25 protein-coding genes are annotated in these 24198 nt (G+C 67.0%); 13 read left to right on the forward strand and 12 right to left on the reverse strand.

Annotation, left to right across the window (positions count from 1 at the left end; all coding sequences use genetic code 11):
* Positions 1-3: 3 nt before the first annotated feature.
* From PWS46_RS04930 to gloA, 11 genes are all read left to right on the forward strand, one after another.
* Entirely contained in the window at positions 4-744 is a 741-nt protein-coding gene (locus PWS46_RS04930; protein WP_434618816.1) for an isoprenyl transferase, read from the forward strand.
* Positions 686-1576, forward strand: a complete 891-nt coding sequence (locus PWS46_RS04935; RefSeq protein ID WP_434618819.1) for a phosphatidate cytidylyltransferase — start codon at positions 686-688, stop codon at positions 1574-1576. Before PWS46_RS04930 ends, PWS46_RS04935 begins: the two co-directional genes overlap by 59 nt.
* Complete coding sequence (locus PWS46_RS04940; protein ID WP_434618822.1) at positions 1567-2775, forward strand: 1-deoxy-D-xylulose-5-phosphate reductoisomerase; 1209 nt, start codon at positions 1567-1569, stop codon at positions 2773-2775. The genes PWS46_RS04935 and PWS46_RS04940 overlap by 10 nt, the downstream gene beginning before the upstream one ends.
* Before the next feature lie 36 nt (positions 2776-2811).
* Positions 2812-3945: an RIP metalloprotease RseP gene (rseP, locus tag PWS46_RS04945; protein WP_434618825.1), complete on the forward strand. Its 1134-nt coding sequence runs from the start codon at positions 2812-2814 to the stop codon at positions 3943-3945.
* Positions 3946-3972: 27 nt separating this feature from the next.
* The gene (bamA, locus tag PWS46_RS04950) at positions 3973-6312 is read left to right on the forward strand and encodes an outer membrane protein assembly factor BamA (RefSeq protein ID WP_434618828.1); all 2340 of its coding nucleotides are present in this window, start codon (positions 3973-3975) and stop codon (positions 6310-6312) included.
* Between the two features lies 1 nt (position 6313).
* The gene (locus tag PWS46_RS04955; RefSeq protein WP_434618831.1) at positions 6314-6958 is read left to right on the forward strand and encodes an OmpH family outer membrane protein; all 645 of its coding nucleotides are present in this window, start codon (positions 6314-6316) and stop codon (positions 6956-6958) included.
* Between the two features lie 215 nt (positions 6959-7173).
* On the forward strand, positions 7174-7656 hold the full coding sequence (gene fabZ, locus PWS46_RS04960; protein ID WP_085089229.1) for a 3-hydroxyacyl-ACP dehydratase FabZ: 483 nt from the start codon (positions 7174-7176) through the stop codon (positions 7654-7656).
* Entirely contained in the window at positions 7653-8447 is a 795-nt protein-coding gene (lpxA, locus tag PWS46_RS04965) for an acyl-ACP--UDP-N-acetylglucosamine O-acyltransferase (RefSeq protein ID WP_434618834.1), read from the forward strand. Before fabZ ends, lpxA begins: the two co-directional genes overlap by 4 nt.
* Positions 8448-8459: 12 nt before the next feature.
* Complete coding sequence (locus tag PWS46_RS04970) at positions 8460-9317, forward strand: LpxI family protein (RefSeq protein ID WP_434618837.1); 858 nt, start codon at positions 8460-8462, stop codon at positions 9315-9317.
* The gene (gene lpxB, locus PWS46_RS04975) at positions 9314-10525 is read left to right on the forward strand and encodes a lipid-A-disaccharide synthase (protein WP_434618840.1); all 1212 of its coding nucleotides are present in this window, start codon (positions 9314-9316) and stop codon (positions 10523-10525) included. The genes PWS46_RS04970 and lpxB overlap by 4 nt, the downstream gene beginning before the upstream one ends.
* Before the next feature lie 17 nt (positions 10526-10542).
* On the forward strand, positions 10543-10938 hold the full coding sequence (gene gloA, locus PWS46_RS04980) for a lactoylglutathione lyase (protein WP_434618842.1): 396 nt from the start codon (positions 10543-10545) through the stop codon (positions 10936-10938).
* A 12-nt stretch (positions 10939-10950) separates the two neighbouring features.
* Here the strand turns inward: gloA and ftrA are convergent, their stop codons facing one another.
* Positions 10951-12009: a transcriptional regulator FtrA gene (gene ftrA, locus PWS46_RS04985; RefSeq protein ID WP_434618845.1), complete on the reverse strand. Its 1059-nt coding sequence runs from the start codon at positions 12007-12009 to the stop codon at positions 10951-10953.
* Positions 12010-12068: 59 nt separating this feature from the next.
* On the opposite strand from ftrA, the gene PWS46_RS04990 reads away from it, so the two are divergent.
* Positions 12069-12467, forward strand: a complete 399-nt coding sequence (locus PWS46_RS04990) for a rhodanese-like domain-containing protein (RefSeq protein WP_434618848.1) — start codon at positions 12069-12071, stop codon at positions 12465-12467.
* 9 nt (positions 12468-12476) lie between these two features.
* Here the strand turns inward: PWS46_RS04990 and PWS46_RS04995 are convergent, their stop codons facing one another.
* From PWS46_RS04995 to gltX, 3 genes are all read right to left on the reverse strand, one after another.
* Positions 12477-12650 (reverse strand): hypothetical protein, encoded by a 174-nt coding sequence (locus PWS46_RS04995; RefSeq protein WP_434618850.1) that lies wholly within the window; start codon positions 12648-12650, stop codon positions 12477-12479.
* 22 nt (positions 12651-12672) lie between these two features.
* Positions 12673-13986, reverse strand: coding sequence for a citrate synthase (gene gltA, locus PWS46_RS05000; protein WP_149197138.1), 1314 nt, complete (start codon positions 13984-13986; stop codon positions 12673-12675).
* 100 nt (positions 13987-14086) lie between these two features.
* Positions 14087-15493: a glutamate--tRNA ligase gene (gene gltX / locus PWS46_RS05005; protein WP_434618853.1), complete on the reverse strand. Its 1407-nt coding sequence runs from the start codon at positions 15491-15493 to the stop codon at positions 14087-14089.
* Between the two features lie 156 nt (positions 15494-15649).
* Between gltX and PWS46_RS05010 the strand changes: the two genes are divergently transcribed.
* A complete protein-coding gene (locus PWS46_RS05010) occupies positions 15650-17803 on the forward strand; it encodes a ComEC/Rec2 family competence protein (protein ID WP_434618856.1) in 2154 nt (717 codons plus the stop codon).
* A gap of 147 nt (positions 17804-17950) precedes the next feature.
* Here the strand turns inward: PWS46_RS05010 and lexA are convergent, their stop codons facing one another.
* The 8 genes from lexA to PWS46_RS05050 all read right to left on the reverse strand — a co-directional run bounded on the left by lexA (position 17951) and on the right by PWS46_RS05050 (position 24092).
* Complete coding sequence (lexA, locus tag PWS46_RS05015; protein ID WP_434618859.1) at positions 17951-18676, reverse strand: transcriptional repressor LexA; 726 nt, start codon at positions 18674-18676, stop codon at positions 17951-17953.
* 199 nt (positions 18677-18875) lie between these two features.
* Entirely contained in the window at positions 18876-20105 is a 1230-nt protein-coding gene (locus tag PWS46_RS05020) for a molybdopterin molybdotransferase MoeA (RefSeq protein ID WP_434618862.1), read from the reverse strand.
* A 4-nt stretch (positions 20106-20109) separates the two neighbouring features.
* Positions 20110-20607 carry a cyclic pyranopterin monophosphate synthase MoaC gene (gene moaC / locus PWS46_RS05025; RefSeq protein ID WP_434618865.1) on the reverse strand — a complete coding sequence of 166 codons (498 nt, stop codon included), beginning with the start codon at positions 20605-20607 and terminating at the stop codon, positions 20110-20112.
* Positions 20604-21077 carry a GNAT family N-acetyltransferase gene (locus PWS46_RS05030; RefSeq protein WP_434618868.1) on the reverse strand — a complete coding sequence of 158 codons (474 nt, stop codon included), beginning with the start codon at positions 21075-21077 and terminating at the stop codon, positions 20604-20606. The genes moaC and PWS46_RS05030 overlap by 4 nt, the downstream gene beginning before the upstream one ends.
* Positions 21078-21081: 4 nt before the next feature.
* Complete coding sequence (gene trpC / locus PWS46_RS05035) at positions 21082-21885, reverse strand: indole-3-glycerol phosphate synthase TrpC (protein ID WP_434618870.1); 804 nt, start codon at positions 21883-21885, stop codon at positions 21082-21084.
* On the reverse strand, positions 21885-22919 hold the full coding sequence (trpD, locus tag PWS46_RS05040; protein ID WP_434618873.1) for an anthranilate phosphoribosyltransferase: 1035 nt from the start codon (positions 22917-22919) through the stop codon (positions 21885-21887). The genes trpC and trpD overlap by 1 nt, the downstream gene beginning before the upstream one ends.
* Complete coding sequence (locus PWS46_RS05045; RefSeq protein WP_434618876.1) at positions 22916-23524, reverse strand: anthranilate synthase component II; 609 nt, start codon at positions 23522-23524, stop codon at positions 22916-22918. The genes trpD and PWS46_RS05045 overlap by 4 nt, the downstream gene beginning before the upstream one ends.
* Positions 23525-23636: 112 nt before the next feature.
* On the reverse strand, positions 23637-24092 hold the full coding sequence (locus PWS46_RS05050; protein ID WP_434618879.1) for an STY0301 family protein: 456 nt from the start codon (positions 24090-24092) through the stop codon (positions 23637-23639).
* Between the last annotated feature and the right edge of the window lie 106 nt (positions 24093-24198).

Consider the following 24198-nt stretch of genomic DNA (forward strand, 5'->3'; position numbering starts at 1 on the left):
GGAATGCGCGACGCGGACGACAACCGGTCCAACACGGCCCCAGGGCATGTCGCCATCATCATGGATGGCAACGGGCGCTGGGCCAAGGCGCGCGGCCTGCCGCGCACCGCCGGTCACAAGAAGGGCGTGGACGCCGTCCGCCGCACCGTGGAAGCGGCGCGCGAACTTGGCATCGGCACTCTGACGATCTTCAGCTTCTCCTCGGAGAACTGGCGCCGGCCGGAGGAAGAGGTCAGCGACCTGATGGGTCTGCTGCGCTTCTACCTGCGCAGCGAGGTTGCCGAACTGCACCGGGCGGGCGTCCGCCTGCGGGTGATCGGTGACCGTACGCGACTGTCGGAGGACATCAACCGGCTGATCGACAATGCCGAGGGTCTGACCCGCGACAACAAGGTCATGACGCTCGTGGTCGCGCTCAGCTACGGATCGCGCCTGGAGATCGTCCATGCCGCCCGCCGGTTGGCGGAAGAGGTCGCCGCAGGACGTCTGAAGCCCGAGGCGATCGACGAAGACGCGCTGTCGGCGCGGCTCTACACGGCCGATATTCCGGACCCCGACCTGATCATCCGCACCAGCGGCGAGAAGCGGATCAGCAATTTCCTGCTGTGGCAGGCGGCCTATGCCGAGCTGGTCTTCGTCGATACGCTCTGGCCCGATTTCACCAAGCGCGATCTGGAGGCGGCGATTGAAGAGTTCCACCGACGGGAACGCCGCTTCGGCGCCACCACCGCCGGGTCGCGCTGACACGCCGGCTTCATCCGACGTGCCGGCCAAGCCATCCAAGGCAGGGGACCTCAAGGTTCGCGTGCTGTCGGCACTGGTCATGGCGCCGGTCGTGCTGGGCGCCGTCTGGATTGGCGGCTGGGTGTTCCATGCCCTGATCGCCTTCGGATCGGTGATCGCTGTGTCCGAATGGACCAGCATCGTCCCCAGCGCCCGCCGTCTGCCGGCCCGCATCATGGCGGCGGCCGGCATCGTCGTTGCGTTGATGGCGCAGATCGCCGCCGGCCCGGCCGCCGGTTTGGGAGCGGCTGCAGCCTTCGCCGTTCTGACAGCCATCATCGGCGGCGGCAGCGACCGCAACCTGCTCGGGTTTGGCGTCTTCTATGTCGCTGTCGGCATGGCCGGCCTGACGTGGCTGCGCGATCTGCCGGATGCGGGGCTGTCGCTCTTCCTGTTCGTTCTCATTGCCATCTGGGCGACCGACATCGGCGCCTATGCCGCGGGCCGCAGCATCGGCGGGCCTAAGCTGGCGCCGCGCATCAGCCCGAAGAAGACCTGGGCCGGCCTGATCGGCGGCATGGCCTCGTCGGCCCTGTTCGGCTGGCTGGTGGCTCTGGCCTTCGGAGCGGCGCGCCCGGACATCGCTTTGGCGGTGGGCGCTGCCGTCGCCGTGGTCGGGCAGGCCGGTGACCTGTTCGAATCGGCGGTCAAGCGGCGCTACAATGTGAAGGACAGCGGCCAGCTCATTCCCGGGCATGGCGGCATCCTCGACCGCATCGACGGGCTTCTGGCCGCGGCCCCGGTGCTGGCCCTGTTTCACGCGGCCGTTGGATCGGTTCTGTCATGGTGGTGAAAGCGGGAGCGGGGCCTGATGCGCCGCGCAGCGTAACGATTCTCGGGTCTACGGGCTCGGTCGGGACGCAGACCGTGGATCTGGTCTCCCGCGATCCGGATCGTTTTCCGGTGGAGGCGCTGACCGCCAATCGCAACGTCGCGCTGCTGGCCCGTCAGGCCCGGCAGTTGAACGCCCGCTTGGCGGTGGTCGCCGATCCGGCCGCCTATGCCGAGTTGAAGAGCCTGCTCTCCGGCACCGGCATCGAGGTCGCCGCCGGGTCCGAAGCGGTTGCCGCCGCGGCGGAGCGTCCGGCCGACTGGGTGATGGCTGCCATCGTCGGCGCCGCAGGTTTGGAGCCGACGCTCGCCGCCGTGCGGCGTGGCGCCATCGTCGCCTTCGCCAACAAGGAGGTCCTGGTCTGCGCCGGCGCCTTGATGATGGAGGAGGTGAAGGCCCACGGCGCGACGCTGCTGCCGGTCGACAGCGAACATTCCGCCATCTATCAGGTCTTCGATTTCGACCGCACCGAAAGCGTCGCCCGTCTGATCCTGACGGCGTCCGGCGGTCCCTTCCGCACCAGGGATCGCGCCTTCATGGCCGCTGCCACGCGGGAACAGGCGGTCGCCCATCCGACCTGGGACATGGGCGCCAAGATTTCGGTGGACAGCGCCACGATGATGAACAAGGGGCTGGAACTGATCGAAGCCCACTTCCTGTTCGGCGTCCCGGAAGAGCGTATCGACGTGCTGGTCCACCCGCAGTCCGTCATCCATTCGCTGGTCGAATATGTCGACGGCTCGGTCCTGGCGCAGCTCGGCACACCCGACATGCGCACGCCGATCGCCTACGCGCTCGGCTGGCCCGCCCGCATCGCCACGCCGGCCGAGCGGCTCGATCTGGTCAAGGCGGCGACGCTGACCTTCGAGGCCCCCGATCCCGTGCGTTTCCCCGCACTTCGGCTGGCCCGGGCCGCCTTGCAAAGCGGGGGGGGCGCTCCTACTATACTCAGTGCCGCCAACGAGGTGGCCGTCCAGGCGTTTCTCGACCGTCGGATCGGCTTCCTCGACATCGAACGGATCGTCGAGGAGACGTTGACGGCGTTGCCCCACCGCCCGCTGCGCGATCTCGCCGCCGTGCGGGAGGCCGACGCGGACGCAAGGCGGGATGCCGCCGGACGCGTTGAGGCCATCGGTGCGACGGCGGTTGGCAGCCGATGATCCGCGTTCGAGGCGCTGGAAGGCGCAAGGGTTGATATGGACGTTATCGGCGGTTTCTGGACCTCGGTGCTGGCCTTTCTGCTGGTCCTCACCGTGCTCGTCTTCGTGCACGAGCTTGGTCACTATCTGATCGCGCGCCGCAACGGTGTGCGGATCGAGACCTTCTCCATCGGCTTCGGACCGGAGCTGTTCGGCTTCACCGACCGGGCGGGCACCCGCTGGAAGTTCAGCGCGCTGCCGCTCGGCGGCTACGTCAAGATGTTCGGCGATGCCGATCCGGCCAGCACGCCGGGCGCCCATCTGACCGCCATGTCGGCGGAGGAGCGCGCGGTGTCCTTCCACCACAAGCGGGTGGGGCAGCGTGCGGCGATCGTCGCAGCCGGGCCGATCGCGAATTTCGTATTCTCCATCGTCGTTCTTTCCCTGCTGTTCATGACCGCCGGCCAATCCTTCACCCCGCCGGACGTCGGCGGCATTCAGCCCGGCAGCGCGGCGGAACGGGCGGGCATCCAACCGGGTGACCTGATCCTGTCGGTCGACGGCACCGGGGTTCAACGATTCGAGGAAATCCGGCAGATCGTTTCGATCCGCCCGGGCGAACCTCTCGCCATCGAACTGAAGCGCGATGGGCGGGTGATGACCCTGACCGCCACACCGGAGTCGCAGACCGTCACCGACCGACTCGGCAACGCTCACCAGATCGGCCTGCTCGGGATCAGCCGCGGCAGCGTCGGTATGATGCGTCACGACCCCCTGACTGCGGTCTGGCAGGCGGGACGTGAAGTCGCAGGCATGATCACCGGCACCTTCACCGCATTGGGCCAGATGGTCCAGGGATCGCGCGGGACGGAGGAGTTGGGCGGGCCGCTGCGCATCGCCCAGATGTCGGGCGAGGTCGCGCAATCCGGCTGGTATCCGCTGGTCTGGTTCATGACTTTCCTGTCGGTGAACCTGGGACTGATCAACCTGTTTCCGGTTCCGATGCTGGACGGCGGCCACCTGCTTTTTTACGGCATCGAAAAGCTGCTCGGCCGGCCGCTTGGAGCGCGAGCGCAAGAATACGGTTTCCGAATTGGATTGGCCTTGGTATTAACGCTCATGGTCTTCGCCACGTGGAACGACCTTGTTCAACTGCGCGTGGTCGATTTCTTCCGGGGACTGGTTTCCTAAAGCCAGCCCCTTGCCAGGGAGCGTGATTTGCCGGTGTCGAGCAAAGTTCTGGTGGCGGGCCTGATGGCCGGCTGCGCCATGACGACGGTGTCTGTCGCCCTCGCCCAAACCGCCGCCTCGCCCGGGCGGGCGCCGGCGGTCACCGGGTCCACGGTCACCCAGGTGTTCAGTGGCGGTACGGTGCGCGACATCCGGGTCGAAGGCACCCAGCGCATCGAACCCTCCACGGTCCGCTCCTACCTGACCGTTCAGCCCGGCGACCCCTTCGATCCCGACCGGATCGACCAGTCGCTGAAGTCGCTGTTCAACACCGGTCTGTTTGCCGACGTCGTGCTGAAGCGCGAGGGCGATACGCTGGTGGTCACGGTGGCGGAGAACCCGATCATCAACCGCATCGCGTTCGAGGGCAACCGGCGCATCGAGAAGGACACGCTGGAGAAGGAAATCCAGCTGCGTCCGCGTGTCGTCTATACCCGGACGCGGGTCCAGTCCGACGTTCAGCGCATCCAGGAAATTTACCGGCGGCAAGGCCGCTTTGGCGCGACGGTCGAGCCGAAGATCATCCAACTCGACCAGAATCGCGTCGATCTGGTGTTCGAGATCAATGAAGGCGTGCGCACCGGCGTGCGCGGCATCACCTTCATCGGCAACGAGCATTTCTCGGACGGAACTCTGCGCGAGAACATCCAGACCAAGGAATCGGCCTGGTGGCGGTTCCTGTCGTCGGATGACAATTACGATCCGGACCGCCTAAACTACGATCGCGACCTGCTGCGCCGCTTCTACCTGAAGGAAGGCTATGCCGATTTCCGCGTCGTGTCGGCGGTGGCCGAACTGACTCCGGACAAATCGGATTTCTTCATCACCTTCACCATCGAGGAAGGTGAGCGCTACAAGTTCGGCAAGGTCGATATCAAGACATCGCTGAAGCAGCTCGACCCCACGGTTCTGCAGAACAGCGTCACCACCACCGAAGGCGACTGGTACAACGCCCAGAAGGTGGAAGACACCATCACGAAGCTGACCAACGCGGTCGGCGACCTGCAGTACGCCTTCGTCGACGTCCGTCCGCGGATTTCGCGCAACCGCGAAACCCACACCATTGACATCACCTACGAGATCAACGAGGGGCCGCGCACCTTTGTCGATCGCATCGATATCTCCGGCAACGTCCGGACGCTCGACAAGGTGATTCGCCGCGAGATGCTGCTGTCCGAAGGCGACCCCTTCAACGCGTCGAAGCTGAAGCGGTCGGAACAGCGCATCAAGGACCTCGGCTTCTTCGAGCGTGTGAACATCACGACGTCCGAGAGCAGCGCGCCGGATCGCACCGTCGTCAACGTCGACGTGGCAGAGCAATCCACCGGTGAAATCTCCATCGGTGCGGGCTTCTCGACCTCCGACGGCCCCTTGGGCGACTTCTCGATCCGTGAGCGTAATCTTCTCGGTCGTGGCCAGGATCTGCGTCTGGGCGCCACGCTGTCCGGCCGGCGCCAGCTGTACGATATCTCCTTCACGGAGCCGTACTTCATGGACCGCGACCTGTCGGCCGGTGTCGACATTTTCCGGACGCGCTACAACTACCAGGACGAAAGCTCGTTCAACGAAAAGAACACCGGCTTCGCCCTGCGCCTCGGCTATCCGCTGACCGAGCGTCTGCGCCAGCGCGTTTACTATCAGCTGCAGGACACGCTGATCGAGGAAGTGCCGACCACCGCGTCGAAGTACATCCAGGAGCAGCGCGGTGAGCGTTTGACCTCGCTGATCGGCCAGGAGCTGACCTACGACGTCCGCAACAGCAAGCTGACGCCGACCGAGGGGTACTTCGTCCGCCTGACCAACGACATCGCGGGTCTCGGTGGGTCGGTGCGCTTCCTGCGGAACAAGCTGGCTGCCGGCTACTACGTGCCGCTCGGCGAAGATCAGTGGGTGCTCAGCACCACCGGCGAAATCGGCTACATCCACGGCCTCGGCAAGAAGGTCGATCTTGGCGACCGCTTCTTCATCGGCGGCGACACCCTGCGCGGCTTCAACACCGCCGGCATCGGTCCGCGGGATATTTCGACCGGCGACGCTCTGGGCGGTACGCGCTATGCCCGCGCCTCGGTGGAAATGAGCTTCCCCTTCGGCCTGCCGGAGGAATTCGGTCTGCTCGGCCATGCCTTCACCGATGTCGGCACGCTGGGAAAGGTCGATATCAGCGATCCGAACGTCAAGGATGACGAGAGCATCCGCGTTTCCATCGGCACCGGCGTGTCGTGGAAGTCGCCGTTCGGCCCCATCCGGCTCGATGTCGCCCTGCCGATCCGCAAGGAAGGCTACGACAAGAAAGAGCTTATCCGTTTCAGCTTCGGAACCAGGTTCTAAGATGCAATCCACCTTGTCGAAGACGCCGTTCCGCGTCGCCGCCCTGTCGGCCGTTACGGCTGCCGGTCTCATCTTCGCCGCGACCTCGGCCATGGCCCAGGCGGCTCCGGCCCAATCGGCGCCCAAGACCGACGCCCCGAAGGCCGATGTGCCGGGTCCGGGTGCGGAGCTTAAGGCGCCGGTCATTGCCGTGATCGACGTCCAGAAGATCATGCAGGAATCCGCCGCGTCGAAGGGCATTACCAAGTCCTTCGAATCGCTGCGCGATTCCTACCAGAAGGAAATTTCCGCGCTGGAGGACAAGCTCCGGAAGAACGAGGACGAGCTGCGCAAGCAGCAGACCGTCCTGTCGCCGGAAGCTCTCGCCAACAAGCGCCGCGATTTCGAAAAGCAGGTCGCAGACGTGCAGAAGACGGTGCAGAACCGCAAGCGTGCTCTGGAGACCAGCCTGAACGAAGCGATGGCCGTCGTTCACAAGACGATGGTCGAGGTGGTCGCCGACATCTCGCGCGAGCGCGGGGCGAACCTCGTTCTGGCCCGCCAGCAGTTCGTTCTGGTCGACACGCAGCTCGACGTCACCGACGCGGTGATGGAGCGCGTGAACAAGAAGCTGCCCCAGGTTGCGCTGAACGTTCCCAAGCAGTGATGCCTGTCTGAACAGGGCCGTCGCCATCCCGAGCGGGGACGGTGGCGGCCCTGTCCCGTTTCCGGGTTCGGCGGTTGCGGTCGCCGCGGAAATGGGGCAAGAAGGCGGAGCAAACAATAAGGCACCGGTGTTCCCAATTGGGGCGACGGTGCCCATTTCCCTGAAACGGGGAATGCTGAACTCTATCGGTTGGTGGAAAGGCGGGCGGCCGGGCAATGGACGTGACGGCGGACAACAACGCGCAAAGCAATAAGATCGACGACATCGACATCACGCGGATCATGAAGATGATCCCGCATCGCTACCCGATCCTGATGATCGACCGGGTGATCGATGTGACCCTGGGCGAAGGCGCCACGGGCGTGAAGAATGTCACGATCAACGAGCCTTTCTTCCAGGGCCATTTCCCGTCGCGCCCGGTCATGCCCGGCGTGCTGATCATCGAGGCGATGGCCCAGACCTCCGCCGTGCTGGTCGTGGCGACCCTGGGTCCCGACGCCGAAGGCAAGCTGGTCTATTTCATGACCGTCGACGAGGCTCGATTCCGCCGCCCCGTCACCCCCGGCGACACCATCCACATCCACGTCACCAAGCAGCGTCAGCGCGCCAACGTGTGGAAGTTCAAGGGCGAGGCCAAGGTCAACGGCGTCCTCGTCGCTGAAGCCGTCTATTCCGCCATGATCCTGGACGAAAAATGACCGTTTCCATCCATCCGTCCGCCATCGTCGATCCTGCGGCCAAGCTGGGGGAGGGGGTCGACATCGGCCCCTTCTGCGTCGTCGGTCCCGACGTCACTCTGGGCGACGGCGTTCGGCTGGTTTCGCATGTTGCGGTCGACGGGCGCACCACGATAGGCGCGGAAACCGTCATCTATCCCTTCGCGTCCATCGGACACCGGCCGCAGGATCTGAAGTTCCATGGCGAGCCGTCGGAGCTCGTCATCGGTGCGCGCAACCAGATTCGCGAACATGTGACGATGAACCCGGGCACCGAGGGTGGCGGCATGATCACCCGCGTCGGTGACGATGGGCTGTTCATGATGGGCTCGCATGTGGCCCATGACTGCATCGTCGGCGACCACGTCATCATGGCGAACAACGCCACCCTGGGCGGACACGTCACGCTGGGCGACTATGTCATCATCGGCGGGCTGTCGGCGGTACGCCAGTTCGTGCGCATCGGCTCCCACGCCATGATCGGCGGTATGTCGGGCGTCGAGAACGACGTGATTCCCTTTGGCTTGGTCATGGGAGACCGCGCCCGTCTGGCGGGCTTGAATCTTGTCGGACTGGAGCGCCGCGGCTTCAAGAAGGACGACATCCACGCTCTGCGTGCGGCCTACCGCATGTTGTTCGGCCCGGAAGGCACTTTCGCCGAACGGGTTGAAGAGGTCGGCCGTGACTTCGGAGAACGGGCGCTGATTTCGGATGTTCTCTCCTTCATCCGGGCCAAGGAAGCCCGGTCTCTCTGCCAGCCGCGCGAGAGCTGAGGCGAACGGCCGATGGCCGACATCAAACAGGACACCGGATCGCCGGCAGCGGGTCCGAAGCTGGCGATCCTGGCCGGCGGCGGAACGCTTCCGGCCAGGATCGCCAATGCGGTGCGCGGGCAGGGACGAGAGGTCTTTATCGTCGCCTTCGACGGACACACCGATCCCGAGACGGTTGCCGGGGTGCCCCATGTCTGGAGCCGCTTCGGCGCCGCCGGCACGATCCTGCGGCGTCTGCACGAGGAACGCGTGGGAGAGGTCGTTCTCGCCGGCCCTGTCAAGCGTCCCTCTTTCACCGAATTGATGCCGGATTGGCGCACCGCGCGTTTCCTTGCCCGTGTCGGCACCCGTGCACTCGGTGATGACGGCCTGCTCCGCGCCGTCGTGCGGGAGGTCGAGGAGGATGGATTCCGAGTGGTCGGATTGCATGATCTGCTGAAGGATCTGCTGACTGTCATCGGACCGGTCGGCCGCCTCGTACCCGATGCGGACACCGAACGGGACATTGCCCGTGCGGTCGAAGTTGCCCGCGCCATGGGGGCGATGGATGTAGGGCAGGGGGCGGTGGTCCAGCAGGGCATTGTTCTGGCAGTCGAGGCGATCGAGGGAACCGATGCGATGCTTGATCGCTGTGCCGCATTGGCACGTCCGGGACCCGGCGGCGTTCTGGTCAAGGTAAAGAAGCCGAAGCAGGATCGCCGCATCGACCTGCCCACCATGGGGGTCACCACGGTGGAGAAGGCTGCGGCGGCCGGTCTGCGCGGGATTGCGGTCGAGGCTGGAGGAAGCCTGCTGGTGGACCGACCTGCGGTGGCTGAGGCTGCGGATCGCCTTGGCCTGTTCGTTGTCGGCATCGAGATTCCGCAATGAACGAAGCGAATGCGGCCGACAGCGGTCCGACACTGTTCCTGATCGCCGGCGAGCCGTCAGGCGACGCGTTGGGCGCCCGGCTGATGGCTGCGGCCAAGCGGTTGACCGGCGGAAAGGTGAGGTTCGTCGGCATCGGCGGAGAGAAGATGACGGCGGAGGGGTTGATCAGCCTCTTTCCCATGTCGGAACTGACCCTGTTCGGCATCTTCGAACTGCTGCCGCACCTGCCGAACCTGATCCGCCGCATTGACCAGACGGTCGCGGAGATCATACGTATACGTCCGGACGCAGTGGTCGGCATCGACTCGCCGGGCTTCACCGTGCGCGTGGCAAAGAAGGTGCGTGCGGCGGCACCCTCCATTCCCCTGATCCACTACGTCGCACCGACGGTCTGGGCCTGGAAGCCGAAGCGCGCGGCGAAATATGCGGCCATCTACGATCATCTGCTTGCCGTGCTTCCCTTCGAGCCACCCTATTTCGAGAGGGAAGGGCTGGCCTGTACCTTCGTCGGTCATTCCGTGGTCGAGGGCGGGGCGGGGAAGGGCGACGGTGCCGGCTTCCGTGAACGTCACGGGATCGCACCGGAAGACCGCGTGGTCGCGGTTCTTCCCGGCAGCCGCAAAGGAGAGGTTTCGCGGCTGCTGCCGGATTTCCGTGCAACGCTTGAGCGATTGCAACCCTCCCACCCAAACTTGGTGGCGGTGGTGCCGACGGTTGCCACGGTTCGCCACCGGGTGGCCGCCGCCATCACCGACTGGCCGGTGCGAACCGTGCTGGTGGAAGGCGACGCCGAGAAATATGATGCCTTTGCCGCGGCGGAGGCGGCACTCGCCGCGTCCGGTACCGTTTCTCTGGAGTTGGCTCTTGCGCGGCTGCCGGCGGTCATCGCCTATCGGCTGAACCCGGTCACGGTCGCGCTCTATCGGCGGCTGATTCGGGTGAAGTACGTCAACCTCGTCAACCTGATGCTTGATCGGATGCTGGTTCCGGAACTGCTGCAGCAGGATTGCCGGCCGGACAAACTGGCGGCCGAACTGGGCCGCCTGCTCGACGATCCGGCGGCACGTCAGGCGCAGATCGACGGCGTGGTTGAGGTGGCCCGCTGGCTGGGGCAAGGCGATACGCCACCCAGCGAACGGGCAGCCCGCACCATCCTGGACGTCGTTGCGGAGCAACGCCTGAACAGGCCCCAAGCGGTCAAACCCTGAATGGGAGAACAGAGACCATGAGTGAATTCCGCCTGCTGCACACGATGCTGCGCGTGCTGGACCTGGAGAAGTCGTTGGACTTCTATACCCGACTGCTCGGCATGAAGCTGCTGCGTCGCAACGACTATGAGGGCGGTCGCTTCACCCTTGCCTTCGTCGGCTATGGTGACGAGTCCGATTCCGCCGTTCTGGAACTGACCCATAACTGGGATCAGAAGGAGCCGTACGAGATCGGCACTGCCTATGGTCACATTGCACTTGGCGTGCCGGACATCTATGGCACCTGCGAGAAGCTGGCGGCCGAAGGTGTCAAGATCCCGCGTCCGCCGGGCCCGATGAAGCATGGCACGACCGTGATCGCATTCATCGAGGACCCCGACGGCTACAAGGTCGAGCTGATCGAGCGGAAGTGACGGGCCGTTCGGTCAAAGGTCATGAGGAGGGGCGTGGCTGGCGACGGCTGCGCCCTTTTTTATTGGTGCGGGCCCGGTCACGCGGCGGAAGCGTTCGCGATAGTTGGCGGGGCTGAGTCCAAGTCGGCGCCGGAAATGGTGACGGAGTGTCGCGGCGGACCCGAAGCCGGTCAGGGTCGCCACCTCCTCCACCGGCAGGCTGCTCGTTTCCAGAAGGTCACGGGCTCGCCCCAGCCGCTCGGTCAGCAGCCAGTCACCTGGCGTTGTTCCGGTCAGGGACTGGAATCGGCGCAGGAAGGTGCGGACACTCATCCCGGCCTGCGATGCCATGCCGGACAGGCTATGTTCCTCCGCCAGCCTTTCCCGCAAATGATCGAGCAGGGGAGCCAAGCGGGCTCCTTCGCGGGATGTGGGCACCGGCATTTCAATGAATTGCGCCTGTCCGCCCTCGCGGTGGGGCTGGACGACCAGGCGGCGGGCGACGCTGTTGGCCGCCTCCGGTCCGAAATCGCGGCGAACCAGATGCAGACAGAGGTCGATGCCGGCGGCACTGCCGGCCGAGGTCAGGATGTTGCCTTCATCGACGTACAGAACGTCGGGCATCACCCGGATATCGGGGTAGAGTTCACCGAGCGTTGCCGCATATCGCCAATGCGTGGTCGCCCGGCGTCCGTTCAGGAGCCCGGTGGCGGCGAGAACGAACGCGCCGGAGCAGATTGAGAGGATGCGCGCTCCGCGCTCGTCGGCCCGGCGCAACGCGGAGATCAGGTCGCCTGGTACCGGTTCCCGTGCGCCGCGCCATCCCGGAATGACGATGATGTCGGCCTGATCGAGCAGCTCGAGCCCGCCATCGGCTTCGACGCGGATGCCGCCCACCGCGCGCAACGGTCCGGCATCCAGTGCAGCGACCGCGAAGCGGTACCAGTCCGGCCCAAGTTCAGGTCGCGACAGGCCGAACACCTCGACGGCGACGCCGAATTCGAAGGTGCAGAGACCATCATAGGCGAGGGCTACGACCAGCGGGGATGTGGCGATTGGCATGATCTGTACGATAGCTGGCGATTGCGCCACTTTCCAGCGGCAGTCGCGATTGGAATGATGTGGTCATCACTTCCAGCAACGAGGACCCCATGCCCAATCTCGTTACCGAAATTGCTCCTGCGCCGTCGGAAATCGCGGCAGATCATTTTGCCAAACGGCTATCGCTGGAGACGGACTGCTGGGACGTTCACGAGACACTGAAATCGGGAACCCCGGAATTCATCCTGCTCGACGTGCGTGGACCGGCAGCATTCGCGCGTGGGCACGTACCGGGAGCCTTGAACCTGCCGCATGGCAAGATCACCGGGCGGCGGATGGCGGATTGGCCGGACGGCACACTGTTCGTGGTCTATTGCGCCGGACCCCACTGCAATGGGGCGGACCGCGCCGCCTTGAAACTGGCGAGGATAGGGCGGCCGGTCAAGCTGATGATCGGCGGCGTTACGGGGTGGATCGACGAGGGCTTCGCACTGGTGTGCGATAACTGAGGCATCGCCTCAGATGAAGACGATCCCGGCGATCAGCGCCAGGATCAGCAGATAGACGATCAGCCGGCGGACGCGCCAGCCAAATGGCGCCCGGTTGTCGTTGGCCGGCGGGCGCAGACGCACCCGCCGGGCCGGAACGATGTACGCAGTCGGGTCCTGGGCGGCTCCATTGGAGCCGCCCATTCCGATATGGGCTGTGGGCCGGTTAGCCACGCTCGGCCAGCGGCACGAACGGCCGCTTGGTGTCGCCGGTGTAGAGCTGACGCGGACGGCCGATCTTCTGCACCGGGTCCTCGATCATCTCCTTCCACTGGCTGATCCAGCCAACGGTGCGGGCCAGCGCGAACAGCACGGTGAACATGCTGGTCGGGAAGCCCATCGCCTTCAGGATGATGCCCGAGTAGAAGTCGACGTTCGGATAGAGCTTCTTCTCGATGAAGTACTCGTCCGACAGGGCGATCTTCTCCAGTTCCATCGCGATGTCCAGCAGCGGCTCGTCCTTGATGCCGAGCTCGCCGAGGACTTCGTGGCAGGTCTGGCGCATGACCTGGGCGCGCGGGTCGTAGTTCTTGTAGACCCGGTGACCGAAGCCCATCAGGCGGAAGTTGTCGTTCTTGTCCTTGGCGCGGCGGACGAACTCGGGGATGCGATCCACCGAGCCGATCTCTTCCAGCATCTTCAGCACGGCTTCGTTCGCACCGCCATGGGCCGGACCCCACAGCGAGGCGATGCCGGCGGCGATGCAGGCGAACGGGTTGGCGCCCGACGAGCCGGCCAGACGGACGGTCGAGGTCGAGGCGTTCTGCTCGTGATCGGCATGCAGGATGAAGATCTTGTCCATCGCCTTGGACAGGATCGGGTTGACCTTGAACGGCTCGCAGGGCGTGCCGAAGGTCATGTAGAGGAAGTTTTCCGCATACGACAGGTCGTTGCGCGGATACATGAAGGGCTGGCCGGTCGAATACTTGTAGGCCATGGCCGCAATCGTCGGCATCTTGGCGATCAGGCGGTGAGCGGCGATCTTGCGCGCCTGCGGATCGTTGATGTCCAGCGAGTCGTGGTAGAAGGCCGACAGGGCGCCGACGACACCGCACATGATCGCCATCGGGTGGGCGTCACGGCGGAAGCCGCTGTAGAACTTGGTCAGCTGCTCGTGCACCATCGAGTGGCGGCGCAGGATGTTCTCGAACTCCGTGCGCTCGGCCGCCGTCGGCAGATGGTTGTTGAGCAGGAGGAAGCAGACTTCCGGGAAGGTCGAATGCTCGGCCAGCTCATCGATGGCGTAGCCGCGGTGCAGCAGCACACCCTCGTCGCCGTCGATGTAGGTGATGCCCGACTCGCAGCTGCCCGTGGAGGTGAAGCCTGGATCGTAGGTGAAATAGCCGGTCGCGGCGTAGAGCTTGCGGATGTCGATCACGCTCGGCCCGACGCTGCCGTGCATGATCGGCATCGTGACCTGCTTGCCCGTCTTATTGTCGATGAGGGTTACGGTGTCCTTGCCGTCCTCAGTCTGGGTCATCTCGGCACGTCCTTATCGTTGAGGGTCGGGCTTGGCGCCCTTTTTTCGTCGGCGCAGCATAGTTCCAAGGCTGCCCGATGGCAACGCACGGAAGTGACCATTATGCTGCACCCGCTGCATCGCGGATGCGAGAAAGCGTCGCTTCGCGGCCCAGCAGTTCGGCCACTTCGAATATCGGCGGCGACACCGTCGAGCCGGTCAGCGCGGCGCGCAACGGCTGCGCCACCTTGCCCAGCTTCTCGCCCCGCGCCTCGGCGAAGGCGCGGACCTGCGATTCCAGCGCGGCAGCGGTGAAGTCCGGCTCTTCGGCGAAGGCTGCCGCCAGTTCTTTCAACAGATTGCGGCCCTTCTCGTCCAGCAGGGCGGTTGCTTTTTCGTCATAGCTGAGCGGTTGCGGCGCGACATAGAAGCGCGCGCTCTGCGCCAGATCGACCACGGTGCGGGCGCGCTGCTTCAGGCCGTTCATTGCCCGCGTCAGAAGGTCGCGTTCGGCGTCGCTCAGGCTGCGCCCGAGTTCCGCCTCCAGGCGCGGGGCGATCAGGCTGACCAGCCGGTCGTCGTCGGCAAGCCGCATGTAATGTGCATTCAGATTCTCGAGCTTGGCGAAGTCGAAGCGCGACGGCGAGCGGCCGATGTTCTCCAGGTTGAACCACTCGATGGCCTGTTCGGTCGAGATGATCTCGTCGTCGCCGTGCGACCAGCCGAGCCGCAGCAGATAGTTGCGAACCGCCTCCGGCAGATAGCCCATGTCGCGATAGGCGTCGACGCCCAGCGCCCCGTGCCGCTTGGACAGCTTGGCGCCGTCGGGGCCGTGGATCAGCGGGATATGGCCGAAGCGCGGCAGCTCCCAGCCCATGGCGTTGAAGATCTGGATCTGGCGGAAGGTGTTGGTCAGATGGTCGTCCCCACGGATCACATGAGTGACGTTCATGTCGTGGTCGTCCACCACCACCGCCAGCAGATAGGTCGGCGTGCCGTCGGCGCGCAGCAGGATCAGGTCGTCAAGCTGGGCGTTCTGCACCGTCACCTCGCCCTGGACGAGGTCGTTCAGGACGGTCTGGCCCTCCTGCGGCGCCTTCAGCCGGATCACCGGCGCCACACCCGGAGGGGCATCGGACTCGGGACGGTCGCGCCAGCGGCCGTCATAGCGCATCGGTTGCCCGGCGGCCTTCTGGGCCGCGCGCATCTCCTCCAACTCCGCAGGGCTGCAATAGCAGCGATAGGCCTTGCCGGCGGCCAGCATCTGGTGCGCCACCTCGGCATGACGGTCCTTGCGTTCGAACTGGCTGACTGCATCGCCGTCCCAGTCCAGACCCAGCCACTGCAGCCCGTCCAGGATGGCGTCGACCGCCGCCTGGGTCGAGCGTTGCCGGTCGGTGTCTTCGATCCGCAGCAGGAACTTGCCGCCGGTGTTGCGGGCGTACAGCCAGTTGAACAGGGCGGTGCGGCCACCGCCGATGTGCAGAAAGCCGGTCGGCGACGGAGCGAAGCGGGTGACGACGGTCATCGGTCTCTCAATTTCCGGTTCGGCGCTGGTATGATGCGCCGGTGGTTCGACACCGTGGTTTAACACAGCCACCCGGCTTGGAGGCAATGCGATGCGTGCATGGACGGTCGTTGAAGGGCCCGCAGGCGGCATCGCTGCGCCGGGAGCCCATTGTCGGTGACGACCGCCGGCTGGCCGGAGGAAGAGGCGGACGACCCACCGGCACTCGGCGGACGGTGGCGGCGCCTGTTGGCGCGCGTGTGGGAGCGACTCGCCGCATGGGCCGGGTCGGAGGGGGAGCGTTGGGTTCTGTGGCTGCCCGTCGCCTTCGGGGCAGGGGTATCGCTGTATTTCGGGTTGCGGCAGGAGCCTGTCTGGTGGGGCGGGCTTGCGGCGGTCGGCGCGGCGACGGTGCTGCTGCTGGCGGTGCGGCGCTGGTTCGCATTGGCCGGAGTGGCGATGGCTCTGCTGATGGTGGCGGCCGGATTTCTGGTGGCGCAGGCGCATACGATCCGCATGGCGGCGCCGGTCCTGACCCGAAGCATAGCCGGCGCCACCGTCATCGGCCGGGTGATGGCGGTTGAGCGGCGGCCGGGGGCGGTGCGGATCACATTGCGCGAGGCGACGGTCAGCAGGCTGGCACCGGAGCGGACACCGGCCGCGCTGAGAATCCGCCTGTCCGACCGCAATCCCGCGCCCGCTCCGGGATCGGTGGTTCGTCTGCGGGCGACGCTGCTGCCGCCGCAAGCTCCGGCCGAACCCGGCGCCTTCGACTTCCAGCGGCGGGCCTGGTTCATGGGGCTGGGCGGGACCGGATTCGCCACGGGGGCGGTGGAGCAGGTGGAGGCGCCGCCGGTCACGGGATGGAGCACGGTGTCCATCGCCTTCGAGCGGGCGCGGGGAGCCATCGCCGAGCGGGTTGCGGCGGCGATCGGCGACCCGGTGGAGGCGAGCGTCACCACCGCGCTGCTGAACGGGGAGGAGTTCGGCATTCCCGAGGCGACGCTGGACGACTTCCGCAACAGCGGGCTGGCGCATCTGCTGTCGATCTCCGGACTGCATGTCGGCATCGCGGCGGGCATCCTGTTCTATGTGGTGCGGGCGCTGCTGGCGGCGGTGCCCTATATCGCGCTGCGGTGGCCGATCAAGAAGATCGCGGCGCTGTTCGGCATTCTGTCGGCGCTTGCCTACACCCTGCTGGTCGGGGCGCCGCTGCCGACGGTGCGGTCGGTGCTGATGACCGGGATGGTGATGGGAGCGATCATGCTGGACCGCCATCCGCTGAGCATGCGGCTGGTCGCCTTCGCCGGGCTGGTCACCATCGCCATGGACCCGGAGGGAATGCTGGGGCCGAGCTTCCAGATGTCGTTCGCGGCGGTGGTGGCGCTGATCGCGGCGTTCGAGCGCGGCAGCGTCAGGCTGGCGGAATGGCGGCGCGACGCGGGATGGTTTGGGCGCGGGGTGTTCTATGTCGGCGGGATCCTGCTGACCAGCGTGGTGGCGACGCTGGCGACCTTACCCTTCTCGCTCTTCCACTTTCAGCAGATCGCTTTTTATGGAGTGCTGTCGAATCTGATCGCGATTCCGATCACCTCCTTCTGGGTCATGCCGTGGAGCCTGATCGCCTACGCGCTGCTGCCGTTCGGGCTGGAGGCACCGGCGCTGATCGCCATGAATTGGGGCGACCGCGCGGTGATCTGGACCGCGGAGTTCTTCGGCCGGCTGCCTTGGGCATCGCTGACGGTGCCGGCGATGCCGATGGAGGGATTCGCGGCGCTGGTGGCGGGCGGGCTCTGGCTGAGCATTTGGACGCAGCGTTGGCGGTGGCTGGGAATGCTGCCGATCCTGGCGGGGTTGATCTCGCCGATGCTGGTGGAGCGGCCCGACGTGCTGGTGTCCGGGGATGGCGCCGTCGCGGCGGTGAGGCTGCCGGATGGGCGGCTCAGTGCCTCGGTGAAGAGTGGCGGACGGGTGACCGGAACCTGGCGGGAGCGGGATGGGGAGCGGACGGCGGCGGACCCCTGGCCGGCGGCTGGGGGATGGAGCGAGGGAGAGCGGTCGCTCAGTTGCGATGCACTGGGGTGTTTGTACCAAGTGCGGGGGAGGACAGTGGCCCTGCCGCGGCTGCCGGACGCGCTGGACGAGGACTGCGGAGCGGTGGATGCGGTGGTGACGGCGGCGGTGGCGCGGGGGTGCTGGGCCGGATTGGTGGTCGACCGCTGGGCGTTGCGGCATGAAGGGGCGCATACGCTGACGGTGACGGCCGGGGGTGTCCGGGTGGAGACGGTGCGGGGGCTTAGGGGCGATCGGCCCTGGACAGGGGGGAGGTGAGAGATGCTGTTGCCCCCTCCCTATCCCTCCCCCGCACTCGGCCGGCCAAAGGCCGGTCCGATCGCGGGAGAGGGAACTCCGCTGCTCTGCCGCTCACTCCCTCTCCCACCGAAGGTGGGGGAGGGTTGGGGAGGGGTCAACAAGGACTCAGTACTTGCGGACGAGTCCGACCAGCTTGCCCTGCACGCGGACGCGGTCGGCGCCGAAGATGCGGGTTTCGTAGGCGGCGTTGGCGGGTTCCAGAGCCACCGTGTTGCCCTTGCGGCGCAGGCGCTTCAGCGTCACCTCGCCCTCATCGACCAGGGCGACGACGATGGTGCCGTTCTCCGCCGCGTCGCAGCGCTGGATGATGATGGTGTCGTGGTCGAGAATGCCGGCCTCGATCATCGAGTCGCCGGAAACCTCCAGCGCGTAATGGTCGCCGGCGGTCAGCATCGAGGCGGGGATGTCGACGAAGGCGCTGTTGTCGCGCAGGGCCTCGATCGGCGTGCCGGCGGCGATGCGGCCGTAGAGCGGAAGCTGAACGGTCTCGTTGGCGGCGGCGGGCGTCGCGGCGGAAGGCGTGGTGTCGCGGCCGGCGAAGGCGAAATCGCCCTTGATGACGTTCGGCTGGAACTTCGGCTTGGGCGCTGCGGTGCGGCCGCGGGCGGCGTCAAGGCCCTCGGGCAGGCGGAGAACCTCCAGCGCACGGGCGCGGTGCGGCAGGCGGCGGATGAAGCCGCGTTCCTCAAGTCCGGTGATGAGGCGATGGATGCCCGACTTGGACTTCAGCCCCAGGGCGTCCTTCATCTCGTCGAACGACGGCGAGACACCGCCCTGGCCGAGCCGTTCGTGGATGAACAGCAGCAATTCGTGCTGCTTGCGCGTGAGCATTGATGCCTCCCGGCCGTCGCCAGACTGAAGATGGAACAAAAACCAAACGTTGCCTCCATGTTCTAGTTTGGTTCCTGCCGCGCGTCAAGCCCTCCGTCGGCTTCTTTTAGAACTTGAATGGAACATTTGGAACAGCATGGAACAGTTTTCGGGGTGCTGTTCAACTGTTCAATCCGCCTTCGGGGCCCTGTCGCCAAGTCTAGATGCTGAGCGCTCCATCGGTCAAAGAAAGCACGGTCACCATGGCGCCGGCCGGTTCCGGATCGGCGTTGGGCGGGCGGGGGATCAGGCAGTCGGCCTGGGCGTAGAGCGTGGTGATGGCGCTGTCCTGCCGGGCGAAGGGCGTGACGGTCAGAACGCCGTCGGGGCCGGCCGCGAGCGTGGCGCGCAGATATTCCTCGCGCCGGTCGTTGGCCTTCAGTGCTGTGGTCAGGCGGGCGCGCAGCGGCGGACGGTCGTCCTCGGGCGGCAGGCCCTGCAGCAGGCGCAGGATCGGGCGCAGGAACAGGACGCCGGTGACGCCGGTGGACACCGGATTGCCGGGCAGGCCCAGCAGCGGCACCGATCCGGCCCGGCCGAACATCAGCGCCTTGCCCGGCCGCATCGCCACGGTCTGCACCTCAAGCGCCACGCCGCGTTCGGCCAGCACGTCGCGCACGAAATCGTAGTCGCCATGGGCGGCACCGCCGGTGGTGACCAGCAGGTCGCAGCCGGCGGCGCCTTTCGCCAGGGCCGCCACACTCTCCGGTGTATCTTTCGCAACGCCGAGATTGTGGGCGAGACCGCCCTGGGCGGTCACCAGGGCGCAGAGGCCGAGGGCGTTGGTGCTGACGATCTGGCTCGGCCCCAGCGGGTCGCCGGGCAGAGCGATCTCGTCGCCGGTGGCGAGGATGGCGATCCGCGGACGGCGATGGACCGAGAGCCAGGGCACATTGCCGCCGGCGGCCAACGCGATGTCGCGCGCGGTCAGGCGCCGGCCCTTCGGCAGAAGCTCCTGCCCCAACGTGAAGTCGAAGCCGGCCTGCCGGACGAAGCGGCCGGCGAAAACGGCGCGGCCGACTTGGACGGTGTCGTCGTCGGCGCTGCAATCCTCCTGCATCACCACGGCATCGGCGCCGTCCGGCAGGGGCGCGCCGGTGAAGATACGCACCGCCTCACCGGGGCCGACGCTGCCGCCGAACGCATGGCCGGCGGAGGATTCGCCGATGCGGTGCAGGGGGACGGGTGCCTCGGCGGTCGCGGCCGCGATGTCGGCGGCGCGCACTGCCCAGCCGTCCATGGCGGCGGCGTGGAAGGGCGGCTGGGTCAGCCGGGCGGTTACCGGTTCGGCCAGCACGCGGCCGAGCGCGTCGGGCAGGGCGACGGTCTCCGCCGGCAGAGGAGCGAAGGCCGACAGGATGCGGGCGCGCGCCTCGGCGACGGAGATCATCGGGTTATGCTCCTGAGGATGGGGCGGTGGACGCACCCCATTCCCCGCTCTTGCCGCCGGCCTTGTGCAGCAGGCGGACGTCGGTGATGGTCATGCCGCGGTCCACCGCCTTGCACATGTCGTAGACGGTCAGCGCCGCGACGGTGACGGCGGTCAGCGCCTCCATCTCCACGCCGGTCTGGCCCTTCAGCTTGCAGGTGGCGGTTACGTCCACCGCGTTGCGGGCGGGATCGCAGGAGAGGTCGACCTTGACCGAGGTCAGCATCAGCGGATGGCACAGCGGGATCAGGTCCGGCGTGCGCTTGGCTCCCATGATGCCGGACAGCCGGGCGACCGACAGAACGTCGCCCTTCTTCACCCCGCCCTGCATGATCAGCGCCAGGGTTTCCGGCTGCATCAGCACGGTGGCGGCGGCGGTGGCGGTGCGTTCGGTCTCCGCCTTGTCGGAGACGTCGACCATCACCGCCTTGCCCTCGGCGTCGAAATGGGTGAAGCCGGTCATCGCACGGTCTCCAGAAGCGGTTTTTCCATGAAGACGCTGACGCCGTTTTCCGTATAGCAGGCGTAGGGGCCGCGGTCGGTGAAGCCGGCCTTGCGGTAGAGCGCCAGCGCCTCGTGCTGGTGGATGCCGGATTCGAGCAGGAGGGCTGTCAGCGCCTCCGCCCGCGCCTGTTCCTCCAGCCGCGCCAGCAGCCGGTCGCCGATCCGATGGCCGCGTGCGTCGGGATCGACATACATGCGCTTGACCTCGCCATAGCCGGCCGGATCGACGCGGAGTGCGGCGCAGCCGACCGGAACGCCGTCCTTGCGGGCGACGAAGAAGCGGACGTCCGGCGCCTCCAGGGAGTCGATGTCCAGCAAATGGCAGGTGTCCGCCGGATATAGGTCCAGCAGATAGCGGTCGAGCGCCGCCACCAGCGAGATCACCGCATCCTGGCGCGGGCTTTCCGCGGCTATGGCGATGTCCGGCATGGCGTCACACCGGCGCCAGCAGGGCGCGGGTGGCGGCGGTCACGTCTGCCTGCCGCATCAGCGATTCGCCGACCAGGAAGCAGCGCGCCCCGACCTTCGCCATGCGGGCCAGATCGGCGGGGGTGTAGAGCCCGCTTTCCGCCACCAGCATGCGGTCGGCCGGGACGTCGGCCGCCAGTTCCTCCGTCGTCGCGATGTCGACGGCGAGAGTCTTGAGGTTGCGGTTGTTGACGCCCAACAGCGGCGTCTTCAGCAGCAGCGCGCGGTCCAACTCGGCGCGGTCATGAACCTCGACCAGCACGTCCAGGCCCTGCGCAATGGCGGCATCCTCGATCTCCGCCGCCTGGGCGTCGGACAGCGAGGCCATGATGATGAGGATGCAGTCGGCGCCCAGCGCGCGGGCCTCCACGATCTGATAGGGATCGACCATGAAGTCCTTGCGCAGCACCGGCAGATCGACCGCGGCGCGGGCGGCGACCAGATACTCGTCCCTGCCCTGGAAATAGGGCTCGTCGGTCAGCACCGACAGGCAGGTCGCCCCGCCCTCGCGATAGGCGCGGGCGAGGGCCGGCGGGTCGAAGTCGGCGCGGATCAGGCCCTTGGACGGGCTGGCCTTCTTGATCTCGGCGATCAGGCCGTAGCGCCCGGCCTCCACCGCCGCGCCAAGCGCCCGGATGAAGCCGCGCGGCGGGTTGGTCGCGTTGGCGGCCTTGGCGGCGGCCTCGACCTCCGACAGCGGCCGGGCGGCCTTGCGGGAGGCGACCAGCGCGCGCTTGTCGTCGTTGATGCGGGTCAGAACGTCGCTCATCAGGCCACCGCCTCGTTGGTGATGGCGACCAGCCGGCGCAGGCGGTCGCGGGCGCCGCCGCTGTCGATGGCGTCGGCGGCCATCGCCACGCCGTCCTTCAGCGTCGCGGCCTTGCCGGCCACATGCAGGGCGGCGGCGGCGTTCAGCAGCACGATGTCACGGTAGGGGCTGCGCACCCCGTCGAACAGGGCGTGGATCGCCTCGGCGTTGACCTGGGCGTCGCCGCCCTTCAGGTCCTCGATGCGGGCGATGGGCAGGCCGGCATCCTCCGGCGTCACCTCGAACACCGTCACCTCGCCGTCCTTCAACTGGGCGACGGTGGTGGGGCCGGTGGTGGTGATCTCGTCCAGCCCGTCGGAGCCGTGGACGACCCAGGCGGCCTCCGACCCCAGCCGTTTCAGCACCTGGGCCAGCGGCTCCACCCACTGCTTGGAGAAGACGCCGAGCACCTGCCGCCTGGCCGTCGCCGGGTTGGCAAGCGGACCCAGCAGGTTGAAGACGGTGCGGGTGCCGAGCTCGACACGGGTCGGGCCGACGTTGCGCATGGCGAGGTGGTGGCGCGGCGCCATCAGGAAGGCGATCCGGGCATCCCACAGCGCCTTGCGCACCAGCGCGAAGTCGCAGTCGAGGTTGACGCCAAGCGACCCCAGCACGTCGGCCGCGCCGGACTTGGACGAAATCGCACGGTTGCCGTGCTTGGCGACCGGCACGCCGCAGGACGACACCACCAGCGCCGCCGCGGTGGATATGTTGTAGGTGCCGGCGCCATCGCCGCCGGTGCCGCAGGTGTCGATGGTGCCGGGAGGCGCCTCGACCGGGATCGCCTTGGCGCGCATGACGCGGGCGGCGCCGGTGATTTCGTCCACCGTTTCGCCGCGGACGCGCAGCGCCATCAGGAAGCCGCCCATCTGCGACGGGGTGGCGTTGCCGGACATGATGATGTCGAAGGCGAAGCCGGCCTCGGCCTCGGTCAGTGCGGCGCCGGTGGCGACCTTGCCCAGGATGGCCTTCATGTCGGACAGATCGCCGCTCATGCCGCGTTCTCCAGGCCCGCGCTTTCCGGGCGGGGATTGGTCAGATCCAGGAAGTTCTGCAGGATCTTGTGGCCGTGTTCGCTCTCGATGCTCTCGGGATGGAACTGCACGCCGTGGATCGGCAGCTCGCGGTGGGCCAGCGCCATGATGAGGCCGTCGGCGGTCTCGCCGGTCACTTCCAGGCAGGCGGGCAGCGTCTCGCGCTCGACGATCAGCGAATGGTAGCGGGTGGCGCGGAACGGGCTGGGCAGGCCGGCGAGCACGCCACGGCCCTCATGCCGGATATTGTCGACCTTGCCGTGCATCGGGACCGGCGCGCGGATCACCCGGCCGCCGAAGGACTGGCCGATCGACTGGTGGCCCAGGCAGACGCCCAACAGCGGCAGGCGGGCCTTGGCGGCGGCGTCGATCAGCGGCAGACAGATGCCGGCGCGGTCGGGATCGCAGGGGCCGGGGGACAGCACGATGCCGTCGGGGCGCAGGGCCATCGCCTCGTCCACCGTCAGCGCGTCGTTGCGGCGGACCTGCACGTCGGCGCCAAGCTCGCCCAGGTAATGGACGAGGTTGTAGGTAAAGCTGTCGTAGTTATCGATGAGCAGCAGCATGCGCCTTCCGCCTTCCACCTGACCGTCGGGGCCGTTCCGGCCCTGTTCCAACGACCGACACCCTAGCGGCTGAGGGGGCGGATTTCCAGCCTCCGCGCAGAACTTCGCCGCTTCACCGGCAGTCGAGCTGCGGCGGGGTCTTCGGGTCGTCCAGCACGGTGCCGCGGATGTCGGTCTCCAGCGTCAGGGTGCAGCGGCGGATGTGGCGCGGCAGGTCGGCGGCAAGCGTCGCCTGGGTGTCGCGGTAGCGGCAGACCAGGAAGACGTTCCGTCGCCGGGCGCCGGTGAACTCCCACACCTGGACGATGCTGCGGCCGCGCCGGACCTCGCGGTCGGGGGCCAGGGTGGCGGGCGAGGCGCTGGTCATTTCGCTGGCGCGGTCGCCCTCGATCAGGGTGATGCCGGCAAAGCCATGGCTGTCGCGGCCGGGGTAGGGCGACCAGCCGCCGGGGGCGTCGGGCTGCGCCTGGACCGTCAGGCTGGCCGGGCATTGCAGACCGCCGGCGGCCTGCGCCGGGGCGGCGGCGGCGCTCAGCAGAAGGGCTGCGGTAACAATGATGGGACGCATCGGGCGAACTCTTCAGGGTGGGCTTGGCCGGGTGGGCGCCGGAGGCTTGCCGCCCCGGCCTTTTGCACCGTTTGGGCGGTTGCGGCGGCGGCGGCGGGGTGCCACT

Origin of the sequence: Azospirillum sp. B2RO_4, from assembly GCF_051124815.1 — a bacterium.
GTDB lineage: Bacteria > Pseudomonadota > Alphaproteobacteria > Azospirillales > Azospirillaceae > Azospirillum.

Coding starts and splice junctions, on each gene's coding strand:
- PWS46_RS04940 (WP_434618822.1), top strand. CDS start 1,567: ATGGTGGTGAAAGCGGGAGCGGGGCCTGATGCGCCGCGCAGCGTAACG.
- moaC (WP_434618865.1), bottom strand. CDS start 20,607: ATGACCGGCTTCACCCATTTCGACGCCGAGGGCAAGGCGGTGATGGTC.
- lexA (WP_434618859.1), bottom strand. CDS start 18,676: ATGCTCACGCGCAAGCAGCACGAATTGCTGCTGTTCATCCACGAACGG.
- PWS46_RS05045 (WP_434618876.1), bottom strand. CDS start 23,524: ATGCTGCTGCTCATCGATAACTACGACAGCTTTACCTACAACCTCGTC.
- PWS46_RS04995 (WP_434618850.1), bottom strand. CDS start 12,650: ATGGGCGGCTCCAATGGAGCCGCCCAGGACCCGACTGCGTACATCGTT.
- lpxB (WP_434618840.1), top strand. CDS start 9,314: ATGAACGAAGCGAATGCGGCCGACAGCGGTCCGACACTGTTCCTGATC.
- trpC (WP_434618870.1), bottom strand. CDS start 21,885: ATGAGCGACGTTCTGACCCGCATCAACGACGACAAGCGCGCGCTGGTC.
- gltA (WP_149197138.1), bottom strand. CDS start 13,986: ATGACCCAGACTGAGGACGGCAAGGACACCGTAACCCTCATCGACAAT.
- PWS46_RS05020 (WP_434618862.1), bottom strand. CDS start 20,105: ATGATCTCCGTCGCCGAGGCGCGCGCCCGCATCCTGTCGGCCTTCGCT.
- PWS46_RS05030 (WP_434618868.1), bottom strand. CDS start 21,077: ATGCCGGACATCGCCATAGCCGCGGAAAGCCCGCGCCAGGATGCGGTG.
- fabZ (WP_085089229.1), top strand. CDS start 7,174: ATGGACGTGACGGCGGACAACAACGCGCAAAGCAATAAGATCGACGAC.
- PWS46_RS04955 (WP_434618831.1), top strand. CDS start 6,314: ATGCAATCCACCTTGTCGAAGACGCCGTTCCGCGTCGCCGCCCTGTCG.
- trpD (WP_434618873.1), bottom strand. CDS start 22,919: ATGAGCGGCGATCTGTCCGACATGAAGGCCATCCTGGGCAAGGTCGCC.
- rseP (WP_434618825.1), top strand. CDS start 2,812: ATGGACGTTATCGGCGGTTTCTGGACCTCGGTGCTGGCCTTTCTGCTG.
- PWS46_RS04930 (WP_434618816.1), top strand. CDS start 4: ATGCGCGACGCGGACGACAACCGGTCCAACACGGCCCCAGGGCATGTC.
- PWS46_RS04990 (WP_434618848.1), top strand. CDS start 12,069: ATGCCCAATCTCGTTACCGAAATTGCTCCTGCGCCGTCGGAAATCGCG.
- lpxA (WP_434618834.1), top strand. CDS start 7,653: ATGACCGTTTCCATCCATCCGTCCGCCATCGTCGATCCTGCGGCCAAG.
- gltX (WP_434618853.1), bottom strand. CDS start 15,493: ATGACCGTCGTCACCCGCTTCGCTCCGTCGCCGACCGGCTTTCTGCAC.
- PWS46_RS04970 (WP_434618837.1), top strand. CDS start 8,460: ATGGCCGACATCAAACAGGACACCGGATCGCCGGCAGCGGGTCCGAAG.
- PWS46_RS05050 (WP_434618879.1), bottom strand. CDS start 24,092: ATGCGTCCCATCATTGTTACCGCAGCCCTTCTGCTGAGCGCCGCCGCC.
- gloA (WP_434618842.1), top strand. CDS start 10,543: ATGAGTGAATTCCGCCTGCTGCACACGATGCTGCGCGTGCTGGACCTG.